Raw genomic sequence first — 19975 nt, 5'->3', positions numbered from 1 at the left:
CTTCAGGGGAACTTGCGGCGCAGGGTGCCGCGCGTGTCGACGCGGGTGCGCAGCAGGCGCAGCTCCTCGGGCTCGGGCATGCGCGTGACGGGCGGCGTGCCCTCGACCACCAGCTCGAAGCCGGTGGCCTTGCGGATCTGCTCGAGCGTCACGCCCGGATGGACAGAGCGCACGCGCATGGCCTTGCTCACGGGCTCGAAGTCGAACACGCCCAGCGGCGACACCACCAGGCGCGGCCCGCCCGGCGGCAGGCCGGCCTCCTCGCGCGAGTTGCCGCCTTCCATGTGGCCCGGTCCGCAGAGGAAGTCGACGCGCGGCACGAAGGCGCCGGGATCGTGGCGCGTGAGCGCGACATAGAAGCGCTTGGCGAGCCCGCACAGCGCGCTGATGCCCACCGTGCCGGGGCCGCGCACCTTGGGCCGGGCCTGGTCGCCGACCACCACCGTGTTGATGTTGCCGAAGCGGTCGACCTGCAGCGCCGAGAGGATCGCGAAGTCGAAGAAGTGGATCTTCCAGTCGATGAAATCGATCATGTTCGGCAGGTCCATCCAGGCCTCGGAGGACTCGATGTTCTCCGAGTCGGCCGTGGACAGCAGGTGGTCGCGCACCGGGTTCACCATGCCGCCGGGCCCCGAGATCCACCACAGCCGCGGCGCCTGCATCTCGCGCGCGAGGTTGCAGGCGGCCAGCTGGATGTCGGAGTTGGTGCCGATGATGACCTTCTCGCCATCGGCGAAGTCGCGTGCCAGCAGCACGGCGAGCAGCTCGCCGGTCGACGGCTTGTCGTCGTCCGGTGTTCTTTGCTTGATATTTGGTTCAACCATTCATTGATCCTAGGAATCAACCATGGCACTGTCAAGCGGGATTCACCTGCCGGGCGCGCAAGAACGAAGGACCGCGCGCCTTGCGGCGGGCGGTCCCTGGCGGATCGGGTGAAGGGCGGCGGCGCGCGCCGCGCGGGTTCAGCGCGTGGTTTTCGCCGCGCGGGTGGCGGACTTGGCCGCGGCCTTCACGGCCGGTTTCTCGGCCGGCGCCTTGGCCGCCGCCTTGCGCGGCGCGGCCGGCGCCGCGGCCGGAGCTTCCTGCGCGGCGTCCTCGCCCACCTTCGACAGGTAGCTGCGCTGCAGCCGCTTGAGGCTGGACTCCATCTCCGCCGCGGCCGCGTCGGCGTCCTTGGCCGCGAGGTGCTTGAGGAAGCGGCGGCGCGAGGGCAGCACGTAGGCGTTCTCCTCGTGGCCGATCTGGCCGATGAACTCGGCCAGCACGTTGAGCACGCCGTTCATCACGATCACCATGATCGGATTGCCGGTCATGCGCGCGAGGATGCGGTGGAACTCGAGGTTGGTCGCCGCGCGCGCGGGGAAGTCGTCGCGCCGCAGCGCCTCCTCGGCCGCGTCGATGTTGGCCGCCAGTGCCTCGAGATCGGCGGGCGTGGCGCGCGCGCAGGCCTCGCGCACCAGGATCGACTCGAGCCAGATGCGCGCCTCGGTGAGCTGCGCCGGCTGGATCGCGCCCATGTGGTACATGTCCATCAGGCCGGTGGCGATGGCGTCGCCGCTGCGCCCGCTGATGAAGGCGCCACCGCTGGCGCCCTTCTGCAGCCGGATCAGGCCCGCATGCTCGAGCGAGCGCAGCGCCTCGCGCAGCGTGTTGCGCGATACGCCGAACTGCTCGGACAGCGCGCGCTCCGACGGCAGCCGCGTGCCGACCTTGAGCCGGCCCTGCGACAGCTCGCCGCGGATCTGCTGGGCGATCTCCTCGAAGGCACGCGCGGAACGGATGGGCTGGAACTTGGCGCTCCGTGCGTCGGCCGCGGGCGGCGACGGTTCTTTGGCGTCCATGGGGAATCCTCCGTTGGAAAAACTAAAAGTTGGACCTTTGAGCCAAATGATAAGGGGCGGCGTTGCGCAGGCCGCTGCGGGCCGAGCCCTCGCGACCATTGCGGTTGCCGGATCTCATTAATGGTTCTACCATTTAATTTTTCTTAGATCCAGGAGAGACTCGTCCATGCCCCCGACCACCCTTCCCGGCGACGAAGAGCGCGCCCTGCTGCGCGACTCGGTGCGCGGCTTCCTCGAACGCCACTGGCCACCCGCCACCGCCGTGCCATGGGCACGCGAACCCGCGCGCGTGCAGGCGCTGTGGCAGCAGCTCGCGGCCCAGGGCCTTGCCGCCTTGGGATCGGATCCCTCGGAGGGCGGCCTGCGCGAGATCGCGCCGGTCATGGAGGAACTGGGCCGCGCGGGTTGCACGCTGCCGCTGCACCACGGCACGCTGCTGAACCTCGCGGCGCCGCGCACGCCGCAGGGCGAGGAGCCCGCGCTGCTCGCGCTGCAACGAGCCGGCGAGGCGCGCGTGGTGCTGTGCTTCGGGGCCTTCGACGGCGACCGCGGCGCGGGCCAGGCACGTGTCGACGATGACGGAAAGCTCCACGGCGAACTCGCCTTCGTCGAGCATGCCGACAGCGCCACCCATCTCGCGGTGGTCGTGGACGGCCCCGCGCTCGCGCTGGTCGACCTGCGCGCGGTGGGCGTGCGCATCGAGGCCACGCCCGCGATGGGAACGCAGGGGCTGTTCCGCGTCGCGCTGGACGGCATCGCCGCCACCATCCTCCCGTTGTCCGAGGAGCAGCTCGGCGCCCTGCACGCGATGACGCGCCTCGCGCTGTGCGCGCGCGCCACCGGCGCCGCCGAACGCGCCTTCGAGCTCGCCGTGGCCTATGCGGGCGAGCGCCGGCAGTTCGGCCGCCCGATCGGCAGCTTCCAGGCGATCCAGCACAAGCTCGCCGACGGCCACATCGCCCTGCTGGGCGCACGGCTCACGCAGGCCGGCGCCGCGCGCCAGCACGACCTCGGCGCCGACAACTGGCGCGTGTTCGCCGAGGCGGCCTGCGCGCTGGCCGCGACGACGCTGCGCCGGGTGTCGCTGGAAACGCAGCACACCTTCGGCGCCATCGGCTACAGCGAGGAGCACGAGGCGCCGCGCCATTTCAAGCAGGTGCATCTCGACGTGCTGCGCCACGGCGGTGGACGCCGCGCGCGCGAGGCGCTGGCCGATCACTTCCTCGGCGAGACGCCGCGCACGCTGCCCGAATACGACCTGGGCCCGGCCGGCAACGCCTTTCGCGAGGAGGTGCGCGCCTGGCTGCAGACGCACTGGTCGGGCGAACGCAAGGCCGCGCACGAGGCGCTGGACTTCAAGGCGCGCGAGTACGACCGCGAGTTCGCGCGCGCGCTCGGGCGCACCGGCTGGATCGGCCTCTCGTGGCCGCAGCGCTTCGGCGGCCAGGCGCGCGGCGCCTTCGAGCAACTGGCCTTCGTCGAGGAGATGGAACGCGCCGAGGCGCCGCGCGTGGGCGCGCCGGTGCAGGCCGCGATGCTGCAGGTGCACGGCAGCGCCGCGCAGCAGGCGCGCTACCTGCCCGAGATCCTGCGCGGCGAGGCGATCTACGGCATGGGCTACAGCGAGCCCGACGCGGGCTCCGACCTCGCGTCGATGCGCACCCGCGCGGTACGCGACGGCGACCACTACGTGATCGACGGCCAGAAGATCTGGACCACCACCTACTGGGGTGACTACATGCTGCTGGCCACGCGCACCGACCCCGATGCGAGCCCGCCGCATGCCGGCCTGAGCCTGTTCATCGTGCCGATGGACACGCCCGGCATCACCATCCGCACCTCGACCACGATGTACGGCGGCAGCTTCGCCAATGTCTTCTACGACGGCGTGCGCGTGCCGGCCACGGCGATGGTGGGCGAGCTCCACGGCGGCTGGAAGGTGCTGGTCGGGGCGCTGGCCACCGAGCGCGGCTTCATCGGCGGCGGCATCGTGATGAAGGTGGCGCATGCCTTCGAGCAGCTGTGCGAGCACCTGCGCGGCGCGACGGGTGCCGACGGCCGGCCGATGCGCCTCGATCCGCTGGTGCGCGAGCGCATCGCCGACCTGGCGGGGCAGATCGAGGCCGGGCGCCGCATGATGATGCACTGCGCCGAGCGCGTCGACGCGGGCGAGACGCCGCTGCACGACGCGGCCGCGAGCAAGGTCTATTCGGGCGAGCTGATGGAGCGTTTCGGCGAGGTGGCGCTCGATCTGCTCGGCATGGAAGGCACGCTCGGCGAGGGCAGCCCCGGCGCGGTGCTGCGCGGGCGCATCGAACAGAACCTGCGCCATGCGCTGATGTGGGTGATCAGCATCGGCACCAACGAGATCCAGCGCAGCCTGATCGCGCAGCGCGGGCTCGGCCTGCCGCGCTGAACGCGCCCGGGGCCGGCGCGGCTCAGCGTGCCGGCTTCTTGCGCTCCATCTCGAGCAGCAGCACGTTCAGTGCGTTGAGGTGCTTGGCCAGCGCGGCGCCGGCCTTGTCCGCATCGCGGTCGCGCATCAGGCGCAGCACCTTGCGGCGCACCTGCACCACGTTGCTGTGCGGCGTCTGCAGCTGCGCGATCAGGCCGCGCAGGATTTCCGACAGGGCGTCGATCAGCATCACGATCACCTCGTTGTGGGTGGCACGGCCGATCAGGCGATAGAACTCCGTGATCTGCCCGCTGTCGCGCACCGGCCGGCCCTGCTTCACCAGCTCGGCGAAGCGCTCGATGTCGGCCTCGATCGCGGCGAAGTCCTCTTCCGTCGCGCGCTCGCAGGCCAGGCGGATCGCCAGCCCGCACAGCAGGATGCGGGCCTCGGTCAGGTCCGACACCGGCACCTGCTTGAGCGCCACCATGTCGCGCACCGCCTGCGTGATGCCCTCGGGATGCGACTGCTTGATGTAGAAGCCGCCGTTGATGCCGGTCACGGCCTCGACCATGCCGGCCATCTCGAGGCTGCGCAGCGCCTCGCGCACGCCGCTGCGGCTCACGCCGAACTGCTCGGACAGCTCGCGCTCGCTGGGCAGGCGGTCGCCGGCGCTCAGCACGCCCTCCACCACCTGCTGGCGGATCTGGTCGCAAATCGCCTCGAAGGCGCGGCGCATGCGCACGGGCGCGAAGACTGGTGCGGATTCCGACATGGCTCCTTTCCTCCTCTGGATCACGAACGTCGATGGCTGGATGCCGAGCCGATAGTGTGCCTGTGCCTGTGCCTGCCCTGGCACAGGCTCCAATTGACCATCATCCCTGGTTTCGCTATGGTTCAACCAATTACATCACAACTATCCGACCAGGAGACAAGCCTCATGACCCACTCCCGCCGCCACGCGCTGGCCACCGGCCTCGGCCTGCTGGGCGCCTCGGCGCTGCCCGCCTTTCCCCTGGCCGCGCGCGCCGCGCCGGGCTATCCCGACAACGTCATCAAGTTCATCATTCCCACGCCGGCCGGCGGCGGGCACGACACGATGATGCGGGTCATCGGCCAGAAGCTCACCGAGGCCTGGGGCCAGCCCTGCATCGTCGAGTCGAGGGCCGGCGCGAGCGGCGCGATCGCGGCGTCCGCGGTGGCGCGCGCCACGCCCGACGGCTACACGCTCGGCGTCAGCTACAGCGCGCTGATCAGCAACCTCGTGCTGCAGCCCGCTCAGCAGCCCTACAAGCTCGCCGACCTCGCGCCCATCAGCATGCTGGCGCTCACGCCCATCGCCATCGGCGTGCGCGAGTCGCTCAACGTCAGGACGCTCGACCAGTTGGTGGCGCTCGCGAAGTCCAGGCCCGGCAAGGTCTCGTACGGTTCCTACGGCCCCGGCTCGGGCGGCAACTTCGTGGGCGAGCTGCTGAACATGGCCGCCGGCATCGACACCGTGCACGTGCCCTACAAGGGCGAGGCGCCGGCGCTGCAGGACCTGATCGGCGGCCAGATCGATACCGCCGTGGTGTCGCTGGGCGGGGTCTCGCGCTACCCGGGCAAGATCCGCGCGCTCGCGGTCGCGAGCCCAACGCGTTTTCCGCTCTATCCCGACGTGCCCACCTTCGCCGAGGCCGGCTTCCCCGACGTGAACATGCCGGGCTTCGGCGCGCTGTTCGCGCCGGCCTCCACGCCCAAGGCCATCATCGACAAGCTCGATGCCGAGATGGCGCGCATCGTGAAGCTGCCCGACGTGGCGCCCAAGCTGCTCGAGCTGGGCTTCGAGCCCGCCGGCTGGGGCCCGCAAAAGCTCTCGAGCTTCCTGGCCGAGCAGCTCGCGCTGACGCAGAAGCTGGTCGCGACCGGGCGCATCAAGGTCTGAGCGGGCGCCGCATGCGGCGCAGCGGGCCTGGCCTATAGTGCACGCATGACCTTGCCCAGCGGCGAACCCGTCGACTACGCTCCTTTATCGAGGCGATCAAGGAGCGTGTCGCGGCGGCTCGCCAGTCCGCGGCCCGCGCGGTCAATCACGGCCTGATCGCCTTGTACTGGGACATCGGCGAAGCCATCCTCCACAAGCAGCAGGCGCAAGCCTGGGGCGAGGCCGTGGTGGAACGCATCGCCCAGGACTTGCGCGCGGCCTTCCCCGGCACCCAAGGCTTCTCGGCGCGCAATGTCTGGGACATGCGGCGCATGGTCGAGGCCTACAGCGAGCCCGGATTTCTGCGACAGCTTGTCGCAGAAAGTTCCAAGGACAAGGCCTCGGGCCGAAGCATCGAACGCTCCGCCGACAAGCGGAAACCCGGGGTCTTCGGCGGCAACGAATCTCTGCGACAACTCGTCGCAGAAATCCCCTGGGGTCACCATCTCCAGATCCTGGGCAAGACCGACGACCCGGCGCAACGCCTCTACTACCTGCGCGCCAGCGCGGCGCTGGGCTGGAGCCGCAACATTCTGCTCAACCAGATCAAGGCCGGCGCCTGGGAACGCTCGCGCGCGGAGGGCAAGAGCCACAATTTCCCGCGGGTGCTGCCGCCCGCCATGGCCGAGCAGGCCGAGGAGGTCCTCAAGAGCAGCTACAGCCTCGAGTTCCTGGGCATCCGCCAGGCGGTGAAGGAACGCGAGCTGGAAACCCGGCTCCTCGACAGGCTGCGCGACTTCATCCTCGAACTGGGCTACGGCTTCTGCTTCATCGGCCGCCAGCACCGCCTCGTGCTGGGACGCAAGGAATACTTCATCGACCTGCTCTTCTACCACCGCTTCCTCAAGGCCCTGGTCGCCGTGGAACTGAAGGTCGGCTCCTTCGAACCCGAGTACGCGGGCAAGATGGACTTCTATCTCAACCTGCTCAACGACAGGGAGCGCGCGCCCGGCGACGCTCCGTCGATCGGCATCATCCTGTGCGCCGAAAAGGACAACCTCGAGGTCGAGTTCGCCTTGCGCAGCAAGACCAATCCTATCGGCGTGGCGGAGTACCAGTTGCAGGCCGCCCTGCCGGCGGAATTGCGCGGCAAGCTGCCTTCGGTGCGCCAGCTCCAGCAGGTGGTGCGCGGTGCGCTGCCGCCTCCGGTCGCGACACAGAAGCGACGCGGCAAAGACTGAGCGCCCCCGCCAGTTCGCTACGAGGTCACTCCTCGACCCAGCGCGCGGCGTCGCCGACGGCCGCGCGAGGTGCGGAAACCGTTGGCCGGGCGCGCCGCGAGCGGGCCGGCGCGTGCATCTATATGATTTGCCTCGCCCGCCGCCGATCGCCCCGCGCTTGAATCCCAGCAATCCCACCGCCCCGAACGCAGCCTCGCTCTGGAGTCCGCTCGCCCAGCCCGCCTTCCGGGGGCTCTGGGGTGCCGGCAGCCTGTTCTTCGTAGGCAATGCGATGCAGAACATGGCGGCCTCGTGGCTGATGATCGAGCTCACGGCCTCGTCCTTCCTCTCGGCGCTGGTCCAGACCGCCTCCTTCCTGCCGATGTTCCTGCTGTCGCTGCCCGCCGGGGTGCTGGCCGACACCATCGACCGCCGGCGGCTGATGCTGCGCATCCAGGGCGTCTACGGGCTCGCCGCGCTGACGCTCACGCTGCTCGCGCTGGCCGGCTGGATCGGCCCGGGCGGGCTGCTGTTCTTCACCTTCCTGCTCGGCGTTTGCACGGCGCTGCAGTCGCCCTCGTGGAATTCCGCCGTCAGCGACACGGTGGCGCGCACCGAGCTGCCGCTGGCCATCACGCTGGTGTCGATGACCTTCAACGGTGCGCGCGCCGTCGGACCCGGGCTCGCGGGCGTGCTGTTCGCGCTGACCGGGGGCGCCGCCGTGTTCGCGGTCGCGGTGCTGACCGCCTTCGGCATGAGCTGGGCCACGCGGCGCTGGCCGCCGCGGCCGCCCTCGCCCGGGCGCCTGCCGGCCGAGCGGCTGTGGGGCGGCATGCTCAGCGCGCTGCGCTATGCGCGCCATTCGCCCGCGATCTTCGCGCAGCTGGTGCGCACGGCCGGCTTCAGCGGGCTCGGCTCGGCCCTGTGGGCCCTGCTCCCGGTGATCGCGCAGCAGCGGCTCGGGCTGGGCGCGGCGGGCTACGGCCTGCTGATGGCCTGCCTGGGCACGGGCGCCGTCGCCGCCGGCTTCTTCGTCGGGCGCATCCGTTCGCGCTTCTCGCTCGATGCGCTGGCCGCCGGCTGCTGCCTCGTGTTCTCGGGCGCGATGCTGGTGGGCGCGCTCTCGACCTGGCGGCCGCTCGTGTGCGCCAGCTTCGTGCTCGGCGGCGCGGCCTGGATGACGATGATGTCGACCTTCAACGCCGCGACCCAGACCAGCGCGCCGTCCTGGGTGCGCGCACGCGCCGCGTCGATGCACACGCTGTGCTCGCTCGGCGCCTTCGCGCTCGGCTCCGCGCTCTGGGGGGCGATGTCATCGCTGATCGGCCTGAGCGCGGCGCTGTGCCTGTCGGCCGCGGGCATGCTCGCGAGCATCGCGCTGGCGCGGCCGTATCCGCTGCGCATGGGCGCGGACGACGAGGTCACGCTGGCGCCGCTGCACGAGGAGTTCTCGGTGCAGCACGAGCCCGAATTCGAGGCCGGGCCGGTCGCCGTCGAGGTGGTCTACCGCATCCGCGATGCCGATGCGCGGCGCTTCCTCGACGCGGTGCAGCAGCTCGCGGTGCCGCGCAAGCGCGACGGCGCCACCTTCTGGCGCGTCTACCGCGACCTCGACGACCCGAGCCGCTACGTCGAGCGCTTCATCGTCACCTCGTGGGCCGACTACCTGCGCCAGCGCGCGCGGGCCACCGTCGCGCGCCACGAGCTGGAGGCGCTCGCGCGCAGCTTCCAGGTGCCGCACGAGCCGGTGCTCACGCGCCACTACCTGGCCGAACGCAGCCCCTGAGCAAGGGCCGCCGGATCAGTCTTCCACCCAGCGCGCGGCGTCGCCGACGGCAGCGCGCGAGGTGCGGAAACCGTTGGCCGGGTGCGCCGGGTCCTCGTAGCCGAAGGAGATCCCGCAGACCACCTGGCGGTCGTCCGGGATGTCGAACCAGCGGTGCAGGAACTTCGCGCGCGAAGCCAGCGCGGCCTGCGCGATGCTCGCCACGCCGCGGCTGCGCGCGGCCAGCATGAAGTTCGACACATAGGCGCCGCAGTCCAGCGCGCCATAGGCGCCGAGCGCGGCATCGGTGTGGATCAGCGCCACGTGCGGCGCGCCGAAGAACGAGAAGTTCAACAGGCCCTGGCGCGCCGAGGCCTCGCGGTCGCCATGGGCGATGCCCACGCTGTCGTAGAGCTGGAAGCCGCATTCGCGGCGGCGCTCGCGGTAGACGCCGCGGTATTCGGCGGGCGGCGCGATCTCGAAACCCTGGTCGACCAGCGCCTCGGGCGTGGCCATCGCCGCGCGCAGGCGCTCGGTGGCGGCCGCGCCGGTCACGATCACCTGCCAGGGCTGCGAGTTGCACCACGAGGCCGTGCGCTGGGCGGCGCGCAGGATCGCATCGACGACGTCGCGCGGCACCGGGTCGGCGAGATAGCCGCGGCAGCTGTAGCGCGCGTCGAGCACGGTGTCGAGGGCCGCGGCGAGATCCGGCGCGGGAACGGGCGGGGAAGTGGTCATGGCTCGGGCAACGGGATGAAGACGAGGGAGCCTAACCGTGCCGGCGCGCTCGCGCTGGCGACACGGCGAAAGACATGCGCGACGGCGGCCACCTCGCTTGCCTCGACCATCTATGGTTGATCCATTCACAAGGTTATTGAGACAAAAACTTTGCATCGCGCGGGCTCGAATTTAGCATTGGTCCTACCAATCTGGTCATCCAAGGTGGTCCACCACGCCGGATGGCCCTGCCCCACAAGGAAAACCGCAGCCATGCTCTCGCTAGAAGACAACGAAACCCTCGTGCGCGTCGGCGCCGGCACGCCCATGGGCGAGCTGATGCGCCTCTACTGGATCCCCTTCCTGCCCAGCCGCGACCTCGAGACCGACGGCCAGCCGCAGCGCGTGCGCCTGCTCGGCGAGGAGCTGATCGCGTTCCGCGACAGCGAGGGCCGCGTCGGCCTGATCGACCATGCCTGCCCACACCGCGGCGCGCCGCTGGTGTTCGGCCGCAACGAGGACTGCGGCGTGCGCTGCATCTACCACGGCTGGAAGTTCGGTGTCGACGGCCGCGTGCAGGACACGCCGGCCGAGCCCGCGCAGAGCCGGCTCAAGGACACGGTCACGATCAAGAACTACCCCTGCCGCGAACGCAACGGCATCGTCTGGACCTACATGGGGCCCGACCGCGAGAACCCGCCGCCGCTGCCGAACCTCGAGTGGAACCTGGTGCCCGAGGAGAACGTGTATGTGAGCTTCCGCGTGCAGGAATGCAACTGGCTGCAGGCCGTGGAGGGCGAGATCGACTCGGCCCACGCGCCGATCCTGCACGGGCGCATCGACCAGCAGGGCGCGATCAGCGACTGGACCGCGAAGAAGGACCTGCGTCCCACCTTCGAATGCAAGCGCCAGGACTTCGGCATGAGCGTGGCTTCCAAGCGCGTGCTCGACGAGAGCACCCACTACTGGCGCGTCAACCAGTTCCTGCTGCCCTTCTACACGCTGGTGCCGCCGCAGTCGAACTACCCCGAGCTCAGCGGCCACGCCTGGGTGCCGCTGGACGACCACCACACGCTGTGCATCATGTTCTCGTACACGCCGGCGCAGAAGTTCTACGAGAAGACGCGCAAGCTGTTCGACAACGGCCACGGCGGCCGCGAGACCGGCCACCCGAGCATCAACGCCTATGCGCCACGCCCGGCCACCGAGCCCTTCGCGAAGTACTGGACCCGATTCAACCTGCAGAGCGCCTTCCTCTTCAACTACGACGCGCAGACCAAGACCTGGTTCTCGGGCCTGCCCGGCCTGTGGGTGCAGGACGCGGCCTGCCAGTCGGGCGTGGCGCCGATCTACGACCGCTCGAAGGAACACCTGGGCATGAGCGACACCGGCATCGCGATGACGCGGCGCCTGCTGCTCGAGACGGTGCGCAACCTCTCGGTGCGCCAGCAGCGCCCGCCGCGCATCGAGGACCCCGACCTGCCGATGGTGCGCGCGGTGTCACTCACGCTGCCGGCCGGCGAGGCCTGGAGCGAATCGGGCCGCGAGCTGATGACCGCGCGCCTGGGCGCCGACTTCGGCTACACGCCATGAGCCTGGGCAACCCCGCGCCGCTGGACCTGTGTCTGCGCCAGATCCGGCTCGAGGCACGCGGCATCGCGTCGTACGAGTTCGTGTCGGCCGACGGCCGTCCGCTGCCGCCGTTCACCGCCGGCGCGCACATCGACCTGCACCTGCCGCGCGAGATGATCCGCAGCTATTCGCTGCTCAACGCGTCCTCGGATGCCGCACGCTACGTGGTGGCGGTGCAGCGCGACGCGCAGGGCCGCGGCGGCTCGGCCTGGATGCATGCGCAGCCGCGCGTGGGCGACCGCATCCGCGCCAGCCTGCCCGGCAACGACTTCGCGCTGGCCGAGGAGGCCGCGCACTCGGTCTTCATCGCCGGCGGCATCGGCATCACGCCGATCCTGTCGATGCTGCACCGGCTCGAGGAACTCGGCCGGCGCTGGCAGCTGCACTACGCGGGCCGCTCGCCCGAGGAGACCGCCTTCGCCGACACGCTGCGCGCCATGCAGGGCGGACGCGGCCGCGGCGAGGTCGAGTTCTGCTTCGGCGACTCGCGCGCCGAGCGGCTGGACATCGCGGCCATCGTGCGCAACGCGCCCGCCGGCGCGCACCTGTACTGCTGCGGCCCGTCGCGCATGATCGACGCCTTCGTCGAGGCCTGTGCCGGCCGGCCCGCGCACACGGTGCACTTCGAGCGCTTCGCCGCCGGCAGCGCGGCCGCCACCGAGGGCGGCTACGAGGTGGTGCTCGAGCGCAGCGGCCAGCGCCTCGCGGTGGCGCCGGGCAAGACCATCCTCGACACGCTGCTCGACAACGCCATCGACGTGCCCTATGCCTGCAGCGCGGGCGTATGCGGCACCTGCCGCACGCGCGTGATCGCGGGCGAGCCCGACCATCGCGACGACTACCTGGATGCGCAGGAGAAGCAGTCGAACGAGGCCATCATGATCTGCTGCTCGGGCTCGCGCTCGAAGACGCTGGTCCTGGACCTCTGAGGCAAGGGAGCAGTCCATGACGACCCGGCTCGACACCACGGCGGAACCGCAGGAAGCCGGCACCGCCAACGCGGTGGGCGCGGGCAACGGCGCCATCGCCGGCATCCTCGCCTACCTGCGCGACCGGCGGCTGCAACCGGGCGACCGGCTGCCCTCCGAGCGCGACCTCGCCGAGCGCCTCGGCGTCGGCCGCAATGCGGTGCGCGAGGCGCTGGCCACGCTGGTCACGCTGCGCATCGTCGAATCGCGGCCCAACTCGGGCATCTACCTGCGGCACGTCGAGCGCGAAGGCAGCTTCGAGGCGCTGGTGATGCTCACCGACATGGGCGCCGTGCCCACGCCGGTGGAAGTGGCCGAGACGATGGAGGTGCGCGGCCACCTCGAGGTGCTGGCCGCGGGCCTGGCCTGCCAGCGCCGCACCGAGGCCGACCTGGCGCGCATGGAAGCCGTGCTGCAGCGCACCGAGCAGGTGCTGGCCGAGGGCGGCAACATCGCCGCGGCCGACACCGAGTTCCACGTCGCGCTGGTCGATGCCACCCACAACTCGGTGCTGGTGCGCGTGCTGCATGCCTTCTACCGCTTCACCGGCCGGCGCCGCGAGGCGATGTTCGCCGACACGGTGCAGGGCCGCGCCTCGCTGCTCGACCACCGCCGCCTGCTCGGCCACATCCGCGCGCGCGACGCGGCCAAGGCGCAGCTGCTGATCCTGCGCCACATGGACCGCGCGCGCAGCTACTGGTCGAGCGTGCTCGGCGCCACGGATTGACACGACACCCACGAACCCAAGGAGACCCCCGATGACGACCACTTCCCTCCACCGCCGCGCGCTGCTGGGCGCCGCCTGCGCCGCGCTCGCGCTCGGCGCCCTGCCCGCCTGGGCACAGGGCGGCTACCCGAACAAGCCGATCCGCATGATCGTGCCCTATGCGGCCGGCGGCAGCACCGACCAGCTCGCGCGCGCCATCCAGCAGTCGATGAGCGAGACGCTGGGCCAGACCGTGATCGTCGAGAACAAGCCCGGCGCGGGCGGCACCATCGGCACCGACTACGTGGCCAAGGCCGCGCCCGACGGCTACACGCTGGTGTTCGGCAACACCGGCCCGAACGCGGTGGTCTCGCTGATGCGCAAGGTGCCCTACGACGAGCTCAAGGACCTGCGCCCGATCTCCACCGTCGCGATCACGCCGATGATCCTGGCCGTGCCCGCCGACAGCCCGGCGAAGACGCTGAAGGACTTCCTCGCCTATGCGAAGAAGAACGGCAACGCGCTCAACGTCGGCTCGGTCGGCAACGGCTCGCTGTCGCACCTGACGGCCGAGTACTTCAACGAGGCCGCGGGCCTGCGCCTGCAGCACATCCCCTACAACGGCGGCGCGCCGATGATGACCGCCTTCGCCGGCGGCCAGCTGCAGGCCGCCTTCGTGACCGGCCTGGACGGCGCCACGCTGGTGAGCTCGGGCCGGGTGCGCTACCTGGCCGTGGGCACGCCCAAGGCCACCGAGACCGTGCCCGGCCTGCAGGCCATCGCCGACGAGGTGCCGGGCTTCCGCAGCTCGGCCTGGTTCGGCGTGCTCGCGCCGAAGGACACGCCCGACGAGATCGTCACGAAGCTGCACGACGCGATCGTGACCGCGGTCGCGCGGCCCGAGGTGCGCAAGATGTTCTCGGCGCGCAACGTCGAGGCGCGCAGCAGCACGCCGCAGGAGCTCGAGAAGCTGATCCGCGACGAGATGGGCCAGTGGGGTCCGGTCGTGCGCAAGGCCAACATCCAGATGTGAGAACCGACCCCATGCTTGAAAAACTGGAATCCGATTTTCCCGAGCACCAGCCGCGCCCCGCGGGCGCGCCGCAGGCGCTGGCCGGCATCAAGGTGGTGGACTTCACCCACTTCATCGCCGGCCCCTTCGCCACCATGATCCTGGCCGACATGGGCGCCGACGTGATCAAGATCGAGGCGCCCGGGCGCGGCGACGACTTCCGCCAGTACCCGCCGGTGCATCCCGAGCTCGCGCAGGGCGCGCCCTTCCTCTGGTCGAACCGCAACAAGCGCAGCGCGGCGCTGGACCTGAAGACGCCCGAGGGCCTCGAGGTGGCACGCGCCCTGGTCGCGAGCGCCGACGTCGTGGTCGAGAACTTCTCCACCGGCGTGATGGAGCGCTTCGGACTCGACTACGAGAGCTGCCGCAAGGCCAACCCCGAGCTCGTCTACTGCTCGGTGTCGGCCTACGGCCGCGAGGGCGCCTTCGCCGACCGCCTGGGCTTCGACCCGATCGCGCAGGCCGAGAGCGGCTTCGTCTCGATGAACGGCTATGCCGACCGCCAGGGCGTGCGCGCGCTGTCGCCGGTGATGGACATCAGCACCGCGATGATGGCGGCCAACGCGATCCTCGGCGCGCTGGTCGCGCGCGAGCGCACGGGCCGCGGGCAGGCGGTGGAAGTGGCACTGTTCGACAACGCGGTGCTGATGACCGGCTACGCAACGCTGCAGCACGTGTTCAGCGGCGCCGAGCCGCAGCGCCACGGCAACACCAGCCCCGACACCTGCCCCTCGGGCGTGTTCGAGGCGCGGGACGGCTCGTTCTACATCAACTGCGGCAACAACAAGATCTTCCAGCGCCTGATGACGCAGGTGCTCGAGCGGCCCGACGTGGCCGCCGACCCGGCCTACGCCAGCGGCCGCGAGCGCTCGCAGCGGCGCGAGGTTCTGTTCGCGCTGCTCGGCGAGGCCTTCGCGAAGGAGCCCTGGTCGCACTGGCAGTCGCGCATGCGCGCGGCCGGCGTGCCCTGCGGCCAGGTGCGCTCGGTCGGCGAGGCCATCCGCTCGCCCGAGGCGCGCGAGCGCCGGCTGGTGACGCGCATCCCGCATCCGCAGGTGGGCTGGGTGCCGAACATGGCGCTGCCGATCCGCTACTCGCGCACGCCGATCGCCGACCCGGTGGCCGCGCCCACCGTCGGCCAGCACACGCAGGAGGTGCTGCGCGAGGCGCTGGGCTACGACGAAGAACGCTTCGCGGCGCTCGCGCGCGCCGGTGCCTTCGGTCCGCCCGCCGAACGGCACGAACCCGCCGGCACGCCGGCATGACCAGCCGCACGCTGCGCGGCCGGGTCGCCGTGGTCGGCATCGGCGAGACCGCCTACTACCGCCACGGCCAGTCGCCCGACGCCGAGTTCAAGCTCGCGCTCAAGGCCATCCTCGCCGCCTGCGCCGACGCGGGCCTCGATCCGCGCGAGATCGACGGCTTCGCCTCGTACAGCGACGACCGCAGCGAGGCCTCGCGGCTGGCGGCCGCGCTCGGCATCCATCGCCTGCGCTCGGCCACCATGCAGTGGGGCGGCGGTGGCGGCGGTTGCGCGGCGGCGGTGGCCAACGGCGCGGCCGCCATCGCGGCCGGGCTGGCCGACTGCGTGGTCGTGTTCCGCGCGCTCGCGCAGGGCCAGCACGGGCGCTTCGGCCAAGTCGGCGGCATCGACACCATCGCGGGCGAGAAGGCCTACCTGATGCCCCACGGCGTGCTCTCGCCGCCGCAACGCTTCGCGATGCGCGTGCGGCGCTTCATGCACGAGCACGGCGTGCGGCAGGAGGCACTGCGCGCCATCGCGCTCGCCTCGTACCACCATGCGCAGGCCAATCCGCGCGCCGTGATGCACGGCAAGCCGCTCGACGCCGCGAAGTACGACGCCTCGCGCTGGATCGCCGAGCCCTTCCACCTGTACGACTGCTGCATGGAGAACGACGGCGCCGCCGCGATCGTGCTGGTGACGGCCGAGCGCGCGAAGGACTTCGCGCACAAGCCCGCCTACCTGCTCGGCGCGGCCTCGGGCTCGGGCTTTCGCGCCGGCGCCCATCCGCACAACGCGCCGCGCTATGCGAGCGCGGGCTTCGACACCGTGGCGCCCGATCTCTACGCGATGGCCGGCATTACTCCGGCCGACGTGGGCGTGGTGCAGAGCTACGAGAACTTCACTGGCGGCGTGGCGATGGCGCTGGCCGAGCACGGCTTCTTCGAACCCGGCGAGGCCAACGACTTCCTCACGCTCGAGAACCTCGTCGCCCCCACGGGCCGGCTGCCGCTCAACACCAGCGGCGGCAACCTCGCCGAGTGCTACATGCACGGCTTCGAGCTGGTGCTCGAGGCGGTGCGCCAGGTGCGCGGCAGCTCGACCAGTCAGGCGGCGCGCAGCGACGTGGCGCTGGTGATCGGCGGCCCCATGGTCACGCCCGCGAGCGACCTGCTGCTGGGATCGGAGAACGTGCTGTGAACGACACGAACGACGCGAACGACGAGAAGCGCTACCTGCCCGCGGGCCTGCCGATCCCCGTGTCGGAGCCCGACGGATTGTCGGAACCCTACTGGCAAGGCCTGCGCGAGGGCGTCTTGCGCGTGCAGCGCTGCACGCACTGCGGCACTTGGCAGTTCGGCCCCGAGTGGATCTGCCACCGCTGCCATGCCTTCGATCCCGCATGGGTGGACGTCGCGCCGCGCGGCCGCATCTACAGCTGGGAGCGCGTGTGGCATCCGGCGCATGCGGCGCTCAAGGACCATGGCGCCTACCTCGTGGTGCTGGTCGAGCTGCCCGGGGCCGGCAACGTGCGCATGGTCGGCAACCTGCTCGGCGATCCGATGCAGGCGGTGGAGATCGGCGCCGAGGTCGAGGGCGTGTTCGAACACCATCCGGATGCGCAGCCGCCGTACGCGCTGCTGCAGTGGCGGCGTGCCTGAGTCCGCGCGCACCGGCGATCAGGAGGCCGACACCTGCGACCTGCTCGTGGTCGGCGCGGGCGCGGGCGGCATGAGTGCCGCGCTCGCGGGCGCGCTCATGGGCCTCGACGTGGTGCTGTGCGAAGCCGGCGAGCAGGTCGGCGGCACCACCGCCACCTCGGTCGGCACGCTGTGGGTGCCCGGCAATGCGCAGGGCGCGGCGGCGGGCTTCGCCGACTCGGCCGCCGAGGCCGCGCGTTATCTCGATGCGATCCTCGGCGCGGACGATCCGCGCGGGCTGCGCGCTGCCTACCTCGCGAGCGCCCCCGAGGCGATCGCCTTCCTCGAAGCGCATTCGGAACTGCGCTTCGCCTCGGCCGGCCGCCATCCCGACTACCTCGCACTGCCCGGCGCGGCCGTGGCGGGCCGCGCGCTCTCGCCGTTGCCCTTCGACGGCCGGCGGCTGGGCCGCGACTTCGAACGCATCCGTGCGCCGATGCCCGAGTTCATGGTGCTCGGCGGGATGATGGCCAACAAGGCCGACGTGCAGGCCCTGGCCTACCGCTGGCGCAGCATCGCGAACTTCCGCCATGCCGCGCGGCTGGTGCTGCGCCATGCGCGCGACCGGTTCACGCATGCGCGCGGCACGCGCCTGGTGCTGGGCAATGCGCTGGTCGCGCGGCTGTACTTCAGCCTGCGCCAGGCCGGCGTGCCGGTGCGCTTCGGCATGCGGCTGCGGCAACTCGATATCTCGGCGGGCCGCGTCACGGGTGGCGTGTTCGACCACGAGGGATCGACGCGGCGCATCGCGAGCCGCCTAGGCGTGGTGCTCGCCACCGGCGGCGTTGGCCATCATGCGGCGTTGCGGGCCCAGCTAGCGCCGGCCGGCGTGTCGCCGCGCACGCTGCGGCCGCAGTCCTTCGAAGGCAACCGCGGCGAGGGCCTCGATGCCGCGCTGCGCGCCGGGGCGCGGCTCGAACGCCATCGGGGCGACTTCTTCTGGCAGCCCGTCTCGCTGGCACCGCGCGCCGGCGGCGAACCCGGGCTCTTTCCGCACCTGTACCTCGACCGCGCCAAGCCCGGGCTGATCGCGGTCGATGCCGACGGGCGCCGCTTCGTCGACGAGAGCGCCTCGTACCACCACTTCGTCGAGGCCTTGCTCGCGCGCATGCGCCCCGGGGCATCGACACCGCCGGCCTGGCTGGTCTGCGACGCGGCCTTCGTGCGCGCCTACGGCCTCGGCACGATCCCGCCCGGCACGCGCGCGAGCGCGCTGCGGCGGCACGAGGCATCGGGCTATCTCGTGCTCGCGCATGATATCGACGCACTGGCCACACGGCTGGGCATCGATGCGCGCACGCTGGCCGCCACCGTGGCGCGCCACAACCGTCATGCCGAAGCCGGCGAGGACCCGGACTTCGGCAAGGGCAGCACCGAACTCGGCCGCTTCAACGGCGATGCGGCGCATGCACCGAACCCCTGCCTCGGCCCGATCGCGCAAGCGCCGTTCTGCGCGCTGGCCGTCTGGCCCGGCGAAGCCGCATCGAGCGCGGGCCTGGCCACCGATGCCGACGGGGCCGTGCTCGACACGAGCGGGCAGCCCATCGCGGGCCTCTATGCCTGCGGCAACGACATGGCCTCGATCATGCGCGGCGCCTATCCGGGGCCGGGCATCACGCTCGGGCCCGCGATCGTGTTCGGCTGGCGCATCGCGCGGCATGCGGCACGACACAACCTCCACACACCTTCCTCCCCACGATGAATCCCACCTCCACTCCCCGCGAGGCCAGCGGCCCGCTCGCCGGCCTGCGCGTGATCGAGTTCGCCGGCCTCGGGCCCGCGCCCTTCGCCTGCATGCTGCTGTCGGACATGGGCGCCGACGTGATCACCATCGACCGCCCCGCGCGCCGCCTCGGCGACCGCAGCGACATCACGGGCCGCGGCCGCACCGTGGTGCTGGCCGACCTCAAGGACCCCGGCTCGCGCGAGGAGGTGCTGGGCCTGCTGGCGCGCGCCGACGTGCTGGTCGAGGGCTTCCGGCCCGGCGTGATGGAGCGCCTGGGCCTGGGCCCCGACGAGGCGCTGCGGCGCAATCCACGGCTGGTCTACGGCCGCATGACGGGCTGGGGCCAGCACGGCCCGCTCGCGCAGGCAGCGGGCCATGACATCAACTACATCGCGCTGACCGGCGCGCTGCATGCCATCGGCCCGGCCGGCGGCGCGCCGGTGCCGCCGCTGAACCTCGTGGGCGACTATGGCGGCGGCAGCCTCTACCTCGTCGTCGGCCTCCTGGCCGCGCTGCTCGAAAGCCGGCGCTCAGGGCAAGGTCAGGTGGTCGACGCGGCCATCGTCGACGGCGTGAACTCGCTGATGAGCCTGTTCGCCACCAGCGCGATGCGCGGCACCTTCCGAGAGGAACGCGGCACCAACGCGCTCGACGGCGGCGCGCCCTACTACGGCAGCTACGCCACCGGCGACGGCCGGCATGTCTGCATCGGGCCGATCGAGCCGCAGTTCTTCGCCGAGCTGTGCGAGCGCCTGGGCGTCGACCCCGCGCTGCGCGACGCGCAGCACGACCGCGCGCGCTGGCCCGCGCTGCGCGCCGAGTTCGAGCAGCTGTTCCGCACCCGCGGCCGCGACGAATGGACCGCGCTGTTCGACGGCAGCGATGCCTGCGTCGCGCCCGTGCTCGCGCTGAGCGAGGCGCCCGCGCATCCGCACCAAAGTGCGCGCGAGGCCTTCGTCGATGTGGAAGGCGTGCGGCAGCCGGCACCGGCGCCGCGTTTCTCGCGCACGCCGTCGCGAATCCAGGGGCCGGCGGCGCGCGAGGCGACGCCGGCTGCGCGGGTTCTCGCGCGCTGGGACTGAGCGGGCCG

At 71.4% G+C, this 19975-nt stretch carries 17 protein-coding genes; 13 read left to right on the top strand and 4 right to left on the bottom strand.

The features are described 5' to 3' along the window. Positions 1–2: 2 nt before the first annotated feature. Positions 3–824 (bottom strand): CoA-transferase subunit beta, encoded by an 822-nt coding sequence (locus BM109_RS26405; protein WP_093349389.1) that lies wholly within the window; start codon positions 822–824, stop codon positions 3–5. Positions 825–962: 138 nt separating this feature from the next. Next, the gene (locus BM109_RS26400) at positions 963–1841 is read right to left on the bottom strand and encodes a FadR/GntR family transcriptional regulator (protein ID WP_093349386.1); all 879 of its coding nucleotides are present in this window, start codon (positions 1839–1841) and stop codon (positions 963–965) included. A 166-nt stretch (positions 1842–2007) separates the two neighbouring features. Here BM109_RS26400 and BM109_RS26395 point away from each other — a divergent pair, with 166 nt between their 5' ends. Continuing rightward, positions 2008–4257, top strand: a complete 2250-nt coding sequence (locus tag BM109_RS26395) for an acyl-CoA dehydrogenase family protein (RefSeq protein ID WP_093349383.1) — start codon at positions 2008–2010, stop codon at positions 4255–4257. Between the two features lie 22 nt (positions 4258–4279). On the opposite strand, the gene BM109_RS26390 is transcribed toward BM109_RS26395, so the two are convergent. Then, on the bottom strand, positions 4280–5008 hold the full coding sequence (locus tag BM109_RS26390) for a FadR/GntR family transcriptional regulator (protein ID WP_093349380.1): 729 nt from the start codon (positions 5006–5008) through the stop codon (positions 4280–4282). A 165-nt stretch (positions 5009–5173) separates the two neighbouring features. Here BM109_RS26390 and BM109_RS26385 point away from each other — a divergent pair, with 165 nt between their 5' ends. The 3 genes from BM109_RS26385 (at position 5174) to BM109_RS26375 (ending at position 9142) form a co-directional block, all read left to right on the top strand. Then, positions 5174–6157 (top strand): Bug family tripartite tricarboxylate transporter substrate binding protein, encoded by a 984-nt coding sequence (locus BM109_RS26385; protein ID WP_177239464.1) that lies wholly within the window; start codon positions 5174–5176, stop codon positions 6155–6157. Between the two features lie 86 nt (positions 6158–6243). Continuing rightward, positions 6244–7377 (top strand): PDDEXK nuclease domain-containing protein, encoded by a 1134-nt coding sequence (locus tag BM109_RS26380; RefSeq protein ID WP_093349375.1) that lies wholly within the window; start codon positions 6244–6246, stop codon positions 7375–7377. 157 nt (positions 7378–7534) lie between these two features. Then, positions 7535–9142, top strand: coding sequence for an MFS transporter (locus tag BM109_RS26375; protein ID WP_093349372.1), 1608 nt, complete (start codon positions 7535–7537; stop codon positions 9140–9142). 15 nt (positions 9143–9157) lie between these two features. Here the strand turns inward: BM109_RS26375 and BM109_RS26370 are convergent, their stop codons facing one another. Beyond that, complete coding sequence (locus BM109_RS26370; protein ID WP_093349370.1) at positions 9158–9859, bottom strand: nitroreductase; 702 nt, start codon at positions 9857–9859, stop codon at positions 9158–9160. A 252-nt stretch (positions 9860–10111) separates the two neighbouring features. Here BM109_RS26370 and BM109_RS26365 point away from each other — a divergent pair, with 252 nt between their 5' ends. Genes BM109_RS26365 through BM109_RS26325 form a run of 9 tightly spaced genes read left to right on the top strand, consistent with a single transcriptional unit; the run spans position 10112 to position 19967 of the window. Next, the gene (locus tag BM109_RS26365) at positions 10112–11431 is read left to right on the top strand and encodes a Rieske 2Fe-2S domain-containing protein (RefSeq protein WP_093349367.1); all 1320 of its coding nucleotides are present in this window, start codon (positions 10112–10114) and stop codon (positions 11429–11431) included. After that, positions 11428–12399 (top strand): PDR/VanB family oxidoreductase, encoded by a 972-nt coding sequence (locus BM109_RS26360; protein ID WP_093349365.1) that lies wholly within the window; start codon positions 11428–11430, stop codon positions 12397–12399. The genes BM109_RS26365 and BM109_RS26360 overlap by 4 nt, the downstream gene beginning before the upstream one ends. A gap of 16 nt (positions 12400–12415) precedes the next feature. Further along, positions 12416–13165 (top strand): FadR/GntR family transcriptional regulator, encoded by a 750-nt coding sequence (locus tag BM109_RS26355; RefSeq protein WP_093349362.1) that lies wholly within the window; start codon positions 12416–12418, stop codon positions 13163–13165. 31 nt (positions 13166–13196) lie between these two features. Further along, a complete protein-coding gene (locus tag BM109_RS26350; RefSeq protein ID WP_093349360.1) occupies positions 13197–14177 on the top strand; it encodes a Bug family tripartite tricarboxylate transporter substrate binding protein in 981 nt (326 codons plus the stop codon). 11 nt (positions 14178–14188) lie between these two features. Continuing rightward, on the top strand, positions 14189–15481 hold the full coding sequence (locus tag BM109_RS26345) for a CaiB/BaiF CoA transferase family protein (protein WP_093349357.1): 1293 nt from the start codon (positions 14189–14191) through the stop codon (positions 15479–15481). Then, positions 15478–16659: a thiolase C-terminal domain-containing protein gene (locus BM109_RS26340; RefSeq protein ID WP_093349355.1), complete on the top strand. Its 1182-nt coding sequence runs from the start codon at positions 15478–15480 to the stop codon at positions 16657–16659. The genes BM109_RS26345 and BM109_RS26340 overlap by 4 nt, the downstream gene beginning before the upstream one ends. After that, a complete protein-coding gene (locus BM109_RS26335) occupies positions 16656–17120 on the top strand; it encodes a Zn-ribbon domain-containing OB-fold protein (RefSeq protein WP_093349352.1) in 465 nt (154 codons plus the stop codon). Before BM109_RS26340 ends, BM109_RS26335 begins: the two co-directional genes overlap by 4 nt. Then, the gene (locus tag BM109_RS26330) at positions 17113–18861 is read left to right on the top strand and encodes an FAD-binding protein (protein ID WP_256222784.1); all 1749 of its coding nucleotides are present in this window, start codon (positions 17113–17115) and stop codon (positions 18859–18861) included. Before BM109_RS26335 ends, BM109_RS26330 begins: the two co-directional genes overlap by 8 nt. Beyond that, positions 18858–19967 (top strand): CaiB/BaiF CoA transferase family protein, encoded by a 1110-nt coding sequence (locus BM109_RS26325; protein WP_093349346.1) that lies wholly within the window; start codon positions 18858–18860, stop codon positions 19965–19967. Before BM109_RS26330 ends, BM109_RS26325 begins: the two co-directional genes overlap by 4 nt. Positions 19968–19975 lie beyond the last annotated feature (8 nt).

The organism is Variovorax sp. PDC80 (assembly GCF_900115375.1).
In the GTDB taxonomy this organism is placed as follows: domain Bacteria; phylum Pseudomonadota; class Gammaproteobacteria; order Burkholderiales; family Burkholderiaceae_C; genus Variovorax.
This window is presented reverse-complemented; position numbering and strand designations above follow the sequence as displayed.

Coding starts and splice junctions, on each gene's coding strand:
- BM109_RS26405 (WP_093349389.1), bottom strand. CDS start 824: ATGGTTGAACCAAATATCAAGCAAAGAACACCGGACGACGACAAGCCG.
- BM109_RS26400 (WP_093349386.1), bottom strand. CDS start 1,841: ATGGACGCCAAAGAACCGTCGCCGCCCGCGGCCGACGCACGGAGCGCC.
- BM109_RS26395 (WP_093349383.1), top strand. CDS start 2,008: ATGCCCCCGACCACCCTTCCCGGCGACGAAGAGCGCGCCCTGCTGCGC.
- BM109_RS26390 (WP_093349380.1), bottom strand. CDS start 5,008: ATGTCGGAATCCGCACCAGTCTTCGCGCCCGTGCGCATGCGCCGCGCC.
- BM109_RS26385 (WP_177239464.1), top strand. CDS start 5,174: ATGACCCACTCCCGCCGCCACGCGCTGGCCACCGGCCTCGGCCTGCTG.
- BM109_RS26370 (WP_093349370.1), bottom strand. CDS start 9,859: ATGACCACTTCCCCGCCCGTTCCCGCGCCGGATCTCGCCGCGGCCCTC.
- BM109_RS26365 (WP_093349367.1), top strand. CDS start 10,112: ATGCTCTCGCTAGAAGACAACGAAACCCTCGTGCGCGTCGGCGCCGGC.
- BM109_RS26360 (WP_093349365.1), top strand. CDS start 11,428: ATGAGCCTGGGCAACCCCGCGCCGCTGGACCTGTGTCTGCGCCAGATC.
- BM109_RS26355 (WP_093349362.1), top strand. CDS start 12,416: ATGACGACCCGGCTCGACACCACGGCGGAACCGCAGGAAGCCGGCACC.
- BM109_RS26350 (WP_093349360.1), top strand. CDS start 13,197: ATGACGACCACTTCCCTCCACCGCCGCGCGCTGCTGGGCGCCGCCTGC.
- BM109_RS26345 (WP_093349357.1), top strand. CDS start 14,189: ATGCTTGAAAAACTGGAATCCGATTTTCCCGAGCACCAGCCGCGCCCC.
- BM109_RS26340 (WP_093349355.1), top strand. CDS start 15,478: ATGACCAGCCGCACGCTGCGCGGCCGGGTCGCCGTGGTCGGCATCGGC.
- BM109_RS26325 (WP_093349346.1), top strand. CDS start 18,858: ATGAATCCCACCTCCACTCCCCGCGAGGCCAGCGGCCCGCTCGCCGGC.